Source organism: Cryobacterium sp. TMT2-4 (genome assembly GCF_004402575.1).
GTDB lineage: Bacteria > Actinomycetota > Actinomycetes > Actinomycetales > Microbacteriaceae > Cryobacterium > Cryobacterium sandaracinum.
In genome coordinates this window covers 192,150-205,751 of the sequence record NZ_SOGE01000014.1, presented here as the reverse complement: position 1 = coordinate 205,751, position 13,602 = coordinate 192,150, and the positions used below count along the sequence as shown (strand labels likewise).

Below are 13,602 nucleotides of genomic sequence, written 5' to 3'. Positions count from 1 at the left end.
CCTTGAGTTTCTGTTCCTAGACAGTCAGAAACCTAGACAGGAAGCGGCGTGCGGCCGTTAAGGCGCTCCGAAACACCCACAGATGAAGCAGGAGAGCCAAAATCTCCGTCGAATTCGTTCGAAGCGGAGGTAATCTCCCTGAGCGGCGATGCCGCATCAGCCACGGCAGCCAGGGCCGCCGCGGCTGTACGGATTTATCCGCCTAGACGGCCGCGAGCGCCCGGTCGATGTCGTCGATGAGGTCGGCGACGCCTTCGATGCCCACGGACAGACGGATGATGTTGTCCGCTACTTCGAGTTCAGTGCCGCGAACCGATGCGTGGGTCATCTCGGAGGGGTAGTTGACCAGCGATTCCACGCCACCGAGCGATTCGGCCAGCTGGAACAGCTGCGTGGCCTCGGCGAAGGAACGCGCCGCGGCCACGCCGCCCACGAAGGAGATCGACAGCATGCCGCCGAAGCCGCTCATCTGCTTCTTCGCCAGCTCGTGGCCCGGGTGCGTCGGCAGGCCGGGGTAGTAGACCCGGTCGATCGCCGGGTGGCCCTGCAGGTGCTCGGCGATCGCCTGGGCGTTGCTGCAGTGGCGGTCCATCCGCACCGAGAGGGTCTTGATTCCGCGCACGGTGAGCCAGGCATCCATCGGGGCCGAGACGGGGCCGGCGGCGAACTGCAGGAACTGGGCCTTCTCGGCGAGCTCGTCGTCGTTGATGATCAGGGCGCCGCCGAGCACGTCGGAGTGGCCACCGAGGTACTTCGTGGTGGAATGCACGACGACGTCCGCCCCCAAGGCCAGCGGCTGCTGTAGCGCGGGCGAGGCGAACGTGTTGTCCACGATCACGGTCACGCCGAAGCGGTGGCCGATCCGGGCCAGAGCGGCGATGTCGCAGACCTTCATCAATGGATTGCTGGGCGTCTCCACCCAGAGGATCTTCGTCTCGCCCGGGATGATGGCCTGTTCGACGGCGGCGAGGTCGCTCATCTCCACGGTGGAGTTGAGGATGCCCCAGGCACCGTGCACCCGGTTGATCAGCCGGTGCGTGCCGCCATAGACGTCGTTGCCGAGCACGATGTGGTCGCCCGGTGCGAGCAGCGCGCGCAGGATGGTGTCCTCCGCGGCGAGCCCGCTGGCGAAGGAGAGGCCGTGCTTTCCGCCCTCCAGCGCGGCCAGCAGGGTCTCAAGCGCGGTGCGGGTCGGGTTGCCGCCGCGGCTGTACTCGTAGCCGCCGCGCAGGTGGCCGATGCTCTCCTGCACATACGTGGACGTCTGGTAGATGGGCGGGATCACGGCGCCGGTCGTCGGGTCGAATTCCTGCCCCGCGTGGATGGCGATGGTGTCGAAGTTTCGTGTGCGAGCCATTGATTCGTCCTTAGTCATGCTGTTCAGGCGCTCAGGTAGGTGAGCAGGTCGTGGCGGGTGATGACGCCGAGGGGTTTGCCGCCGTCGGTGACGAGGAGCGCATCGTGGCCGGCGAAGGCGGCGCGCGCGGCCGCGACGGGCTCGTTCACCCCGATTAGCGGGAGGGAGTCGCCGACGAACTCGCCGACGCGGTCGGCCAGTTTCGCTTCGCCGGAGAAGACGAGTTCCATCAGCCGGCGTTCGTCGACCGCGCCGACGACCTCGCCCATCACCACCGGGGGCTTTTCGGTGAGCACCAGCACCTGGGAGACGCTGGCCTCGGTCATGACTCCGATGGCGTCGTGCACCGTGGCGCTGGGGTGCACGTAGACGAACGGCGGCAGGGCGCCGGTCTTGGACGAGAGCAGGTCGCCGACCGTGTGCCCGGCGGGCGCGTTGCTGAAACCGTAGCTGCGCATCCAGCCGTCATTGAAGATCTTGCCCAGGTAGCCGCGCCCGCCGTCGGGCAGCAGCACGACGATGGTGTCGTCGGCGCCGAGGGTTCTCGCCGCGCGCAGGGCGGCGACGACGGCCATGCCGCTCGAACCTCCGACCAGAATGCCCTCTTCGAGGGCGAGCCGGCGGGTCATCGCGAAGGAGTCGGCGTCGGAGACGGCGATCACCTCGTGCACGACCTCCGGGTCGTAGGCGCCCGGCCAGAAGTCCTCGCCCACGCCCTCGACCAGATACGGCCGGCCGGTGCCACCGGAGTACACCGAGCCCTCCGGATCGGCGCCGATGATGCGCACGCTCTCTCCCGAGACCTCGCGCAGGTACCGTCCGGTACCGGTGATGGTGCCGCCGGTGCCGACGCCCGCGACGAAGTGGGTGATCGTGCCGTCGGTGTCGCGCCAGATCTCGGGCCCGGTCGTCTCGTAGTGGCTGAGCGGGCCGTTCGGGTTGAAGTACTGGTTGGGCTTGAAAGCCCCCGGGATCTCCCGGGCCAGCCGGTCGGACACGCTGTAATAGGAGTCAGGGTGGTCGGGGGCGACGGATGTCGGGGTCACCACAATCTCCGCGCCGTAGGCCGTGAGCACGTTGCGCTTGTCCTCGCCCACCTTGTCCGGCAGCACGAACACGCACTTGTAGCCGCGTTGCTGGGCAACGAGAGCGAGGCCGACGCCCGTGTTGCCCGAGGTCGGCTCGACGATGGTGCCGCCGGGAAGCAGGAAGCCGTCCCGTTCGGCGGCATCGATGATGCGCACCGCGATGCGGTCCTTCGCGGAGCCGCCCGGGTTCAGGTACTCCAGCTTGACCAGCACGGTGGCGCTGACGTCAGCCGTCACCTTGTGCAGCCTGACCAGGGGGGTGTCACCGATGAGGTCGAGAACGGTGTCGGCAATTTTCATCGAGAGTCCTTCATCGAGGGTTCTTCGTCACGGATTCGAGCCGGGTCAACTCTATCGGCGTGAGCGGAGTGGGGGCCGTGGGCGTCGGCGACGTGACCTGCTCCGAGTACAGCCGCGCGTAGACGCCATCGTCTTTGAGCAGTTCGGCGTGGGTGCCCCTCTCTACGATCCGGCCGGCGTCGACGACGAAGATGACGTCGGCGGACACGATGGTCGACAGCCGGTGCGCGATGGCGATGGTCGTACGCCCGCGGGAAGCGGTGTCCAGGGCCGCCTGAACGACGCGCTCGGAGATGGCGTCCAGGGCACTGGTGGCCTCGTCGAGGATCAGCACCTCGGGGTCCTTGAGCAGCACCCGCGCGATGGCGATGCGCTGCTTCTCGCCGCCGGAGAGCCGGTAGCCGCGCTCCCCCACCAGGGTGTCGTAGCCGGCGGGGAAGGATGCGATCGTGTCGTGGATACTCGCCGACCGGGCCGCGGCCTCGAGCTCGGCATCCGTCGCCTCCGGTTTCGCGTAGCGGAGGTTCTCGGCGATGGTCGCGTGGAAGAGGTAGGTCTCCTGGCTGACGATGCCGATGTGGGAGACGAGGGACTGCTGCTGGAGGCCCTGCACCTCGACGCCGGAGAAGAGTACCCGCCCGGCCGAGGCCTCGTAGAAGCGCGGGATGAGATAGGACACGGTGGTCTTGCCTGCCCCGGACGGGCCGACGAAGGCCGCGAACTGGCCCGGCTCGATCGTGAAGGAGACGTCGTCCAGGGTGGGGCGCGATTCCGCGCCGGCATCCGGGTAGGCGAAGGTGACCCCGTCGAAGGCGACCCGGCCGACGGCCTCGCCGCGGGCCGGCACGGGGGCGGCGTCGGGGGCGTCGCGGATCGCGGGCCGGAGGTCGAGGTACTGGAAGATGCGGGCGAACAGGGCGCTTGAGGTCTGCAGGTCGAGGGCAACGCGCATCAGGCCGAGCAGCGGGAACAGCAGCCGTGACTGCACGGTCGTGAAGGCCACGATCGTGCCCGCCGTGATGTCGGTCGTTCCACTGCCCATCAGCAGACCGGCCACGAGGTAGACGATCGCCGGGATGCTGGAGAGGAAGATGCTCACCGTGGCGAAGAACCACTGGCCGCTCATCTGCTGGCTGATCTGCAACTCGACCTGGTTGGCATTCTCGTCGGCATACCGATGGATCTCGGTCTTCTGGCGGGTGAAGCTTTTCGAGAGCAGGATGCCGGATACGCTCAGCGTCTCCTGCGTGATCGCCGTCATGTCCGAGAGCGACTCCTGCGTCCTGGACGCGATGCGGGCCCGCACCTGGCCGACCCGGCGCTGGGCAAAGACGAGTACGGGCATCAGGATGATGGCGACGATCGCCAGCTGCCAGCTCAGCAGGAGCATCGCGACGAGCGCCGCGATCACGGTCACGGCGTTGCCGAGCAGACTGGAGATGGTGTTGGTGAGCACGCTCGCGACGCCGCCGACATCGTTCTGCAGCCTGGATTGGATGACGCCCGTCTTCGTTCGCGTGAAGAAGCTCAGTTCCATCGCCTGCAAGTGGGTGAACAGCCGCACCCGCAGGGCACCCATCACCGAGTTGCCGACCGTGGCGGTGAGCCAGGCCTGCCAGACGCCGAGCAACTGCGTCCCCAAATAGATGGCGATCATCACCCCCACGAGCACGGCGAGACGCTGCACGTCCGGGCTGCCGCCGGGCGGGAAGAGCCCCTCGTCGAAGGCCCGCTGCACGAGCAGGGGCGGCACGACGGAGAGCGCCGCGCTGATGAATACGAGAACCACGGTGACCGTGAGCTTCGCGCGGTGCGGCGCGAACAGGCCGATGATCCGGCGAAGCAAATTCGGGATGCGCGGGGCCTCGGCGTTCTCGGCCCGCTGCGCCACGACATCTGCGCCGCTTACCCGCCCCCGTCGACCGCCGCCGCCACCGTGCATTCCACTCATGAATTCACTCTAAACTCCCGCGCGGCACACAAATGTGCCCGTTCCGAACACCGGCGGCCCGGGTGGGCGCCAGCGGCGGAACGGGCACAGTCGCTGATGCGGCTAGCCCTTCGTCGAACCGGCCAGCAGGCCGCGCACGAAGTAGCGCTGCAGGGAGAAGAACACGATCAGCGGAACCAGGATCGAGATGAACGCGCCGGCCGTGAGCAGGTGCCAGTCCTGGCCGCGGGTACCGGTGATCTCGGCCAGCAGCTTGGTCATCGGCGCCACCGCACCGTCGGCGAAGATCAGCGCCACGAGCAGGTCGTTCCAGACCCAGAGGAACTGGAAGATGGCGAAGGATGCGATCGCCGGCATGGTCAGCGGCAGCACGATGCGGAAGAAGATCTGCCCGTGACCGGCGCCGTCGACCCGCGCCGCCTCGATGACGTCGGCGGGAATCTCCGACACGAAGTTGTGCAGCAGGTAGATGGCGAGCGGCAGGGCGAACATCGTGTGCGCGATCCACACCTGCGAGTAGCCGCCGGCGTCGCTGATCGAGGAGACCACCGGGAAGCCGAAGACCTCACCCCGCGAGAAGAACTGCAAGAGCGGCACGAGGGCCATCTGCAGCGGAACGATCTGCAGCGCGAAAACCGCGATGAACAGCACGTTCTTGCCGCGGAAGTCGATCCAGGCGAATGCGTAGGCCGCGAGGCTGGCGATGATCAGCGGCAGCAGTGTGGCCGGCAGGGTGATCGCGATCGAGTTGATGAACGCACCGGCCAGATTCAGCTGACTGTTGCCGGCCTGGAGCACATCGCTGTAGTTGTCGATGGTCAGACCCCAGTTCGAGAAGAGCGTCCACCAGCCGGTGGTGCGTACTTCCTGCGCCGGGCGGAAGGAGGAGACGAAGAGCCCGAAGGTCGGAACGGTCCAGAGCACGGCGATCACGAGCGCCGCGATCGTGGCGCCTCGGCTGGTCAACCGCTTCTTGGTGCGCTTGGCCGCCACGAACTCCTGACGGCGCTCGCCTCGGCGAGTTTGGCTCTTGGTGTTCTTGTCGACGGGGAGCTCAACCGGAAGAATCGCGCTCATCGGATTTCCCTCTGCTTCTGAATCTGGCGGGCGTTGTAGACGACGATCGGGAGCACGAGCAGGAACAGGATCACGGCGAAGGCGGCGGACCGGCCCTGCTCGAAGTTCTTGAACTGCGTGTACATCTCGTTCGCGATGACGCTGGTGTCGTTGGCGCCTGCGGTCATGGTCCGGACGATGTCGAAGACCTTGAGGGAGGCGATGGAGATCGTCGTCAACACGACGACGAGGGCGCCGCGGATGCCGGGCACCGTGACGTTGGTGAACTTCTGCCAGGCGTTGGTGCCGTCGAGTTCGGCGGCCTCCATCTGCTCGGCAGGCACGCCCTTGATGGCGGCGGAGAGCACGACCATGGCGAATCCGGTCTGCACCCAGATCAGCACGACGATCAGGAAGACCGTGTTCCAGGGTGCGTTGGCGAGGAAGTCGACGGGCTGGCCGCCGAACCACACCACAACCTGGTTGAGCAGGCCGATCTGGTTCTGGTCGGCCGGCCGGGCCGTGTAGACGAAGCGCCAGATGATGGACGCCCCGACGAAAGAGATGGCCATGGGCATGAAGACCATGATCTTGAAGTACTTCTCGCCGCGGCTCTTGTCGATGAAGACCGCATAGGCCAGGCCGGCGATCGTAGACACGAGCGGAGTGATGAGCACCCAGACGATCGTGTTGAGCACCGTGCGGATGGCCTCCGGCTGGGTGAACACCCAGACGAAGTTGTCGAGGCCGATGAACTCGGTTCCGCGGGAGTTCATGAACGCCTGCACCGTTGTCTGGATGGTCGGGATGATGAGTCCGACGATGAGGAGCAGGATGGCCGGAGCGAGGAAGCCGAAGAGCTGGAAGAGGTAGCCGGCGCCGGAGCGTGAGCGGTAGTCGACGATGAAGAAGACTCCGCCGAGAACGGCGGCCGCGGCGATGGCCCACCAGTACGATCCCGCGGCGAGCAGGATGAGCAGCGGGGCGGCGACGCAGACGGCGAGACGGATGACGGTGTAGCCGGTGCCCTTGCGCGGGGCTATCTCGACGACGAACAGGATCGCGGCCACCAGGGCGACGAACGCGAGGATGATGATGGGGACTTGGACCAGGGGCGGCAAGTCAGCCAGCCAGGCAAGGAACGCCGACATATGAAACCTCTCGAGTACGACTGCGGGCTCACAGTTTGCTGGTGGGGCGGAAAACTACCGCCACGGTACACCAGCAGGGGAGTGCGGGTCGCCCCTTTTCAGGAGGACGACCCGCACGGTTGTGGTGCTGTTAGATGAGCTGGTTCCGAATTGAACTAGCTGGAGGGCCAGCCGGCTTCGATGCTGGTGAGAACCTCGTCGGTCGGGGCTCCGTTGATCCAGTTGACCATTCCCTTCCAGAAGGTGCCGGCGCCCACGGAGCCGGGCATCAGGTCGGAGGCGTCAAAGCGGAAGGTGGTCTCCGGGTCCTGAAGGATCTTGATGGCTTCCTGCAGGATGGGGCTCTTCGCGTTGGCCGGGTCAAGACCCGAGTTGGCGCTGATGACTCCACCGAGGCTCACCCGGCTGTTCGCCCAGTCGTCGCTGGAGAGGTACGTCTGAACGGCCTGGGTGTCGGCGTCATCCGCGAATGCGGCGACAATCTCGCCACCACCGGTCACGGCCTGGCTGCCGGCCTCTTCGGCCGGGGTGATGAAAGCCCAGACGTCACCGTCGGGACCGACCTCTCCGCCGGCATCCGTGATGAAGCCGTCGAAGAAGGATGCCTGGTGGTGCAGCGCGCAGGTTCCTGCGGCGAGCGGCGTGGCCACGTCACCGAACGGGGTGCTGTTGATCGAGCGGACATCACCGAACGTGGCGTTGACGTTGGCAGGGTTCAGCAGGATCTCTCCGACGGAGTCGAAGGCGGCCTTGATTGCGGGGTCCGTGAACGGGATCTCGTTGGCAACCCACTTGTCGTAGGTCTCCGCTCCGGCCTGACGCAGGACGAGGTCTTCGACCCAGTCCGTGCCCGGCCAGCCGGTGGCGTCGCCCGAGCCGAATCCGGCGCACCACGGGGCGCTGCCGGTCTTCTCCTGGATGGTCTTCGTCACGGCGAGGAGTTCGTCCCAGGTCTCGGGAACTTCGACACCCCACTCGGTGAACTTAGCCGGGGAGTACCAGATGAAGCCCTTGACGCTGGCCATCAGTGGCGCGCCGTAGAACGTGTCCCCGACGGTGCCGTAGGCCTTCCAGTCCTTGGACCAGAACTCGTCGACGTTGTCTTCGACGGCTTTCGGGGCAGGCTTGAGGAAGTCGCGGCTGGCAAGGTCGGCCATCAGTCCGGGCTGCGGGAAGATCGCGATGTCGGGAGCACTGCCACCCTGGGCGCGGATGGCGATCTGAGCCTCGAACTCCTTTGACGCCTCGTACTGGATGTCGATGTTGTTCTCTTCTTCCCAGGCAGCCCAGGACTTCTCGAGGAGCTTGGCCTCGGTGTCACCGATGGTGCCGTAGACGGAGACGACGCCGTCGCCTTCAGCTCCTGAGTCGGTGTTCGTGCTGCCGGGGCCACCGGAACAGCCGGCCAAGGTCAGACCGGCGATCGCCGCAATGGCAATGGGTGCTGTGATTCGGCGGTGGAATGACCGCATTTTTCCTCCTCGTTGAGTTTGATGAAGATGCGCCGGGGATATCCCCGGACAAACACCCAGGTGCTGCAGGAACAGCTTCTGTGCCGAAAACGATCAGATAAGGAACCGGTTCCACACCACAAGGTACGGTACGCCGGGCCGAATCGCAAGACCAGATTTGTCACGGAATGGCAAAGATCGCACTCCCGCCACGACACCTTCGAAAGTTCGTCCCGCGGGACGTGTCGCATTCCGGCGGATATAATGGAACCGGTTCCAGCGGGCCTGCCAGAGCTGTACAGTGTTGGAAACGGGTCCAAGGGCGGAGGCTGGAATGAGCGCAATTGCGGATGTCGCACGCCTCGCCGGCGTCGCGAAGGCCACAGCCTCCCGTGCCCTGAGCGGTCGTGGCTATGTGTCGGAGCGGACCCGGATCAAGGTCATCGCTGCAGCCAGGGAGATCGGTTACGTCGCTTCACCCAACGCGGCCAGCCTCGTCACCGGCCGAACCAAGAGCATCGGCGTGATCATCCCGTTCATCAGCCGCTGGTTTTTCTCCGAGGTTCTGGAGAGCATGGAACAGGCGCTGCTGGACAAGGGGTACGACATGACCCTCTACAACCTGCCGGCACCCTCACCCGAACGGGAGAGGGTCTTCGAGTACTTCCTCGCGCGCAAACGCTTCGACGGAGTGATCTCGGTCGGTGTGGCGCTCAGCGATGAGGAGGTCACCCTGCTGCACCGTCTGGGCCGCCCGCTGGTCGGAATCGGCGGACCCATCCGCGGCGTGGACACGATCGCCATCGACGACGTTGCCGCGGCCCGGCTCGCCACCGAGCACCTGCTCAGCCTGGGGCACACGGACATCGTGCACATCGGCGGCAGCAAAGAAGACGAGATGGACTTCCAGGTGCACAGCAACCGGCTCACCGGTTTCTACGCCGCCATGAGCGCCGCCGGCCTGCCCACCGAACGCTCGGGCCTGTTCTACGCCTGCGAGTTCACGATGCCGGGCGGCTACGAGGTGGGCCTCGCCGTGTTCGGCGACCCGCGCACCCGCCCCACCGCGGTCTTCGCCGCGAGCGACGAGATCGCGATCGGTTTGATCGTCGCCGCCAGGGAACTGGGTATCCAGGTGCCGGCCGACCTGTCCGTGATCGGGATCGACGGACATCCGTATGCCGATATGTTCCGTCTGACCACCCTCGAGCAGCACCCGCGCACACAGGGCCGGCTCGCGGTGCAGGCCCTCCTGACGGAATTGGAGAACCCCGCTCAGCACGGCGACGAGGATCACCTGACCCGGCTGCCCACGAACCTGGTCATCCGCTCGAGCACCAGCGGCCCACGTCTCACCCACGGGGGCTGACACCGTGCGTCGGGCCTGACGGAACGGGCATAACGACAGAAGGCGCCGCATCCGATGGATGCGACGCCTTCTCTGTGTGGACGGCTTGGGCCGTCACGCCTCTACGAGAAGCAGAGAACCCCTCGCGGGGCCCCGACTACTTGAGGACGGCGGTGGCGCCGGCAGCTTCGAGAGCAGCCTTGCCCTTTTCAGCGGCTTCCTTGGAAACGCCTTCGAGGACGGCCTTCGGCGCGCCATCGACGACGGCCTTGGCCTCGCCGAGGCCCAGGCTGGTGAGCTCGCGCACAACCTTGATGACCTGGATCTTCTTGTCGCCGACAGCCTCGAGGATGACGTCGAAAGCGGACTGCTCTTCGACCTCTTCAACGGGGGCGGCGGGACCGGCAGCGCCGGCAGCGGCGACCGGTGCAGCGGCGGTGACCTCGAAGGTCTCCTCGAACGCCTTGACGAACTCGGAGAGTTCGATGAGGGTGAGGCCCTTGAACTGTTCGAGCAATTCCTCGGTGGAAAGCTTTGCCATGATTTTTCTCCCTATAGTTTCTTAGTTACTCACCGCGATGCCAGGCAGATGCCTAGTTCGCGGACTCCTGCTTCTCACGCAGCGCGTCGATGGTGCGAACAGCCTTCGACAGCGGTGCGTTGAACAGATATGCGGCTCCGAACAGCGAGGCCTTGAATGCGCCGGCCAGCTTGGCCAGCAGCACTTCGCGGGACTCGAGGTCGGCGAGCTTGCCTACCTCTGCGGCGGTGAGCGGGTTACCGTCGAAGTAACCACCCTTCACTACCAGGAGAGGGTTTGCCTTGGTGAAGGCACGCAGGGTCTTCGCAACGGCGACAGGGTCTCCGTGAACGAATGCGATTGCGGACGGACCGACAAGCTCGTCGTCAAACGACGTGATGCCGGCGTTGTTCGCCGCAATCTTGGTCAGCGTGTTCTTCACCACGGCGTACGTGGCGTCCGCACTGATGGAAACGCGCAGCGACTTGAGCTGCGCAACAGTGAGACCGCGGTACTCGGTGAGCAGAACGGCGGTCGAGCTCTGGAATTTCTCCGTAAGCTCGGCGACCGTTGCTTCCTTGTTCGCCATGGCGCTCCTCTTGGTTTCATGTGCCGGTAGCCCGGGGAGCAGACATGAAAAAAGCTCCGGCGCAGGCGCCGGAGCTGGGAACGCATTCCAGTGAATGCAGTCTGACTTCGAATCCTGCGCGGGCCGTTCACGTGAATGAACCTTCGATTGCCAGTGCATTTCTACACGGCAATAACCGGCGGTCTTTGGCTTTCGCCCACGATACGGGATGGTGGAGGCCGGTGCAAATCGGCATCCGTTCACTGCATCCCCGAACCCGCCTCCCGCTGCCTGCTGCCCGCTGCCCGCCTGCGACTCCTGAACCCGACCCTGAACCAATTCGACGGAGATTTTGCCCGAAATGGCCGGTTTCGGGTTCAAAACCTTGTTCTGGAGCAAAATCTCCGTCGAATTCGCATGGCGAACCGGGCAGACCACGCACCGGCACGGGACGGGGTCAGGCGAGCGCGACGGGGAGGGAGACGCGGAAACACGTGAAACCGGGGCGGCTCTCGACCTCGATCTCGCCCTGGTGCGCGGCCACGACCGCGTGGGCGATGGCCAGGCCGAGGCCCGTGCTGCCCGTTCCCCGGTAGCGCGTGCTGTCGCCGCGGGCGAAACGCTCGAACAGTGTGGCCCGGAGGTTCTCGGGGACGCCGGGGCCGTCATCCGTCACTGTCAGGATAACGCGGTCGTTCTGGCGCGCGAGGGCCACGTCGACCGTGGTCTCGGGGGGCGTGTGGATGCGCGCGTTGGCGAGCAGGTTGGCGAACACCTGGTGCAGCCGCGCGGCATCACCGACGATTTCCACCGGCTCGTCGGGCAGCTCCAGGCCCAGCACCCGTCCCGGGCCGGCGGCGTGGGCGTCGCTGACGACGTCCACGATCAGGCTGGTCAGGTCGACCGGGCCGCTGACCAGCTCCCGGCCTTCGTCGAGACGGGCGAGGAGCAGCAGGTCTTCGACCAGGCCGGTCATCCGCACAGAATCCGACTCGATCCGCCCCAGGGAATGCAGCGCGTCCGGCGGCAGTTCCTGGTCGGAGCGGCGGGTGAGTTCGGCGTAGCCGCGGATCGAGGCCAGCGGCGTGCGCAGCTCGTGGCTGGCGTCGGCGACGAACTGGCGCACCTTGCGCTCACTGGCCTGACGTGTTTCGAGCGCCACGTCCACGTGGTCGAGCATGCGGTTCAGCGCCGATCCCACCCGGCCGACCTCGGTGCGGGGGTCGGTGTCGGCGGCCGGTACCCGGTCGACGAGCGAGACCTCCCCACGGTCCAGGGGGAGCTCGGACACCCGCGCCGCCGTCTCGGTCACGCGCACCAACGGGCGCAGGGCGAGCCGCACGATCCAGGTGGCCAGAATCGCGACGATGAGGATGCCGACCAGGGAGACCACCGCAATGATGATGCCCAACTGGGTGACCGTGTTCTGCACCCCGGAGAGCGGCAGGCCCACCAGGTAAAGGGTGCCGTTGCGGGTCGTGTCGGCCCTGACCCGGTAGCTGCCGGCGTCTTCGCCGAGATGCACCGTCACCGCGGTCGATTCCCGCATCTGTTCGGCCAGCAACTGCACCTGCTCACCGGTCAGCTTGGCGATCTCGCCGCTCTCCTCCTCCGTGTAGCCGGCCGTGACGGTCGAGCCGTCGTAGACCAGGGCCAGCGTTCCAGGCTGCTGGGCCGGACCGGACAGAATCATCTGCGCCGTCGGTGTGAAGAGTGCCCCGTTGCCGCCCTCGTCGTCCGCATCCCGGCGCACGTCGATCACGGCGCCTGACCGGTCCGACGCGCTTTGCAGCTGCTGGTCGAGGCCGTCGATCAGGGAGGCACGGAGAATGGCGACGCTGACCATCCCGATACCAATACTGACCAGGGCGAGGAGGCCGACGACGGCGAGCACCAGCCGCCGGCGCAGGGTCCACGGCGCGCGTCGCCGGCGAGCGCCCGGCTCGCGGGGAGAATTCGGGGTCACGAAGCGGTCTTCAACATATAGCCGGCGCCGCGCACCGTGTGGATCATCGGCACGCGGCCGGCGTCGACCTTCTTGCGCAGATAGGAGATGTAGATCTCGACGACGGAGGACTTGCCGCCGAAGTCATAGGTCCACACCCGGTCGAGGATCTGGGCCTTGCTGAGCACCCGCCGGGGGTTGCGCATCAGGAAGCGCAACAGTTCGAATTCGGTGGCGGTCAGCTCGATCGCGTCTCCCCCGCGGAACACCTCGTAGCTGTCCTCGTCGAGGGTGAGGTCGCCGACCGAAATGCGGGGATCCAGGGAGTCGGCCACGGTGAGGGTGGACCGGCGGATGAGCCCGCGGAGCCGGGCGACGACCTCTTCAAGGCTGAACGGTTTGGTGACGTAGTCGTCGCCGCCGGCCGTCAGCCCCTTGAGCCGGTCGTCGAGGGAGTCCTTGGCCGTGAGGAAGAGCTCGGGCGTCTCGTGGCCGTCCGACCGCAGGCGTTGCAACACCTGCAGGCCGTCGAGGTCGGGCAGCATGATGTCGAGCACGATCGCATCCGGCCGGAATTCGCGGGCGATCGTGAGCGCCTGACGCCCCTCGCCGGCCGTGCGCACCTCCCAGCCCTCATAGCGCAGCGCCATCTGGAGCAGATCGGTCAGCGTGGGTTCGTCGTCGACCACGAGCACCCGGATGGCGCTGCCGTCCGCCCTGGTCAGGCGCGGTGCGCGGACCACTCGCTCGTTCTCGCTAGTGCTCATGATTACCAGTATCCGAATGTTGGCTATGAATCGGCTATGCGCAGTCTTGGTCTCTGCTGTGACGCGAAACCGTCATCCGTCCGCTGTCGCCCCGCAGCCA

General features: G+C 66.2%; 11 protein-coding genes. 1 reads left to right on the top strand and 10 read right to left on the bottom strand.

From position 1 onward, the window contains the following. Positions 1-202: 202 nt before the first annotated feature. The 6 genes from E3O54_RS04735 to E3O54_RS04710 form a co-directional block, all read right to left on the bottom strand. Entirely contained in the window at positions 203-1,357 is a 1,155-nt protein-coding gene (locus E3O54_RS04735; protein ID WP_134401035.1) for a cystathionine gamma-synthase, read from the bottom strand. Positions 1,358-1,380: 23 nt separating this feature from the next. Beyond that, a complete protein-coding gene (locus tag E3O54_RS04730) occupies positions 1,381-2,745 on the bottom strand; it encodes a cystathionine beta-synthase (protein ID WP_134401034.1) in 1,365 nt (454 codons plus the stop codon). Positions 2,746-2,755: 10 nt separating this feature from the next. Next, positions 2,756-4,696 (bottom strand): ABC transporter ATP-binding protein, encoded by a 1,941-nt coding sequence (locus E3O54_RS04725; RefSeq protein ID WP_134371982.1) that lies wholly within the window; start codon positions 4,694-4,696, stop codon positions 2,756-2,758. 102 nt (positions 4,697-4,798) lie between these two features. Continuing rightward, complete coding sequence (locus tag E3O54_RS04720; RefSeq protein WP_134401033.1) at positions 4,799-5,773, bottom strand: carbohydrate ABC transporter permease; 975 nt, start codon at positions 5,771-5,773, stop codon at positions 4,799-4,801. Then, positions 5,770-6,903, bottom strand: a complete 1,134-nt coding sequence (locus E3O54_RS04715) for a carbohydrate ABC transporter permease (protein ID WP_134342291.1) — start codon at positions 6,901-6,903, stop codon at positions 5,770-5,772. Before E3O54_RS04715 ends, E3O54_RS04720 begins: the two co-directional genes overlap by 4 nt. A 155-nt stretch (positions 6,904-7,058) precedes the next feature. Continuing rightward, positions 7,059-8,375 (bottom strand): ABC transporter substrate-binding protein, encoded by a 1,317-nt coding sequence (locus E3O54_RS04710; protein WP_104100774.1) that lies wholly within the window; start codon positions 8,373-8,375, stop codon positions 7,059-7,061. A 313-nt stretch (positions 8,376-8,688) separates the two neighbouring features. Between E3O54_RS04710 and E3O54_RS04705 the strand changes: the two genes are divergently transcribed. Further along, on the top strand, positions 8,689-9,723 hold the full coding sequence (locus tag E3O54_RS04705; RefSeq protein ID WP_134401032.1) for a LacI family DNA-binding transcriptional regulator: 1,035 nt from the start codon (positions 8,689-8,691) through the stop codon (positions 9,721-9,723). 136 nt (positions 9,724-9,859) lie between these two features. Here the strand turns inward: E3O54_RS04705 and rplL are convergent, their stop codons facing one another. The 4 genes from rplL to E3O54_RS04685 form a co-directional block, all read right to left on the bottom strand. Beyond that, on the bottom strand, positions 9,860-10,243 hold the full coding sequence (gene rplL / locus E3O54_RS04700; RefSeq protein ID WP_104100772.1) for a 50S ribosomal protein L7/L12: 384 nt from the start codon (positions 10,241-10,243) through the stop codon (positions 9,860-9,862). Between the two features lie 52 nt (positions 10,244-10,295). Beyond that, positions 10,296-10,811 (bottom strand): 50S ribosomal protein L10, encoded by a 516-nt coding sequence (rplJ, locus tag E3O54_RS04695; protein WP_104100771.1) that lies wholly within the window; start codon positions 10,809-10,811, stop codon positions 10,296-10,298. A 436-nt stretch (positions 10,812-11,247) separates the two neighbouring features. Next, positions 11,248-12,756, bottom strand: a complete 1,509-nt coding sequence (locus E3O54_RS04690; protein WP_241976744.1) for a cell wall metabolism sensor histidine kinase WalK — start codon at positions 12,754-12,756, stop codon at positions 11,248-11,250. Beyond that, positions 12,753-13,502 carry a response regulator transcription factor gene (locus E3O54_RS04685; RefSeq protein ID WP_134401031.1) on the bottom strand — a complete coding sequence of 250 codons (750 nt, stop codon included), beginning with the start codon at positions 13,500-13,502 and terminating at the stop codon, positions 12,753-12,755. Before E3O54_RS04685 ends, E3O54_RS04690 begins: the two co-directional genes overlap by 4 nt. Between the last annotated feature and the right edge of the window lie 100 nt (positions 13,503-13,602).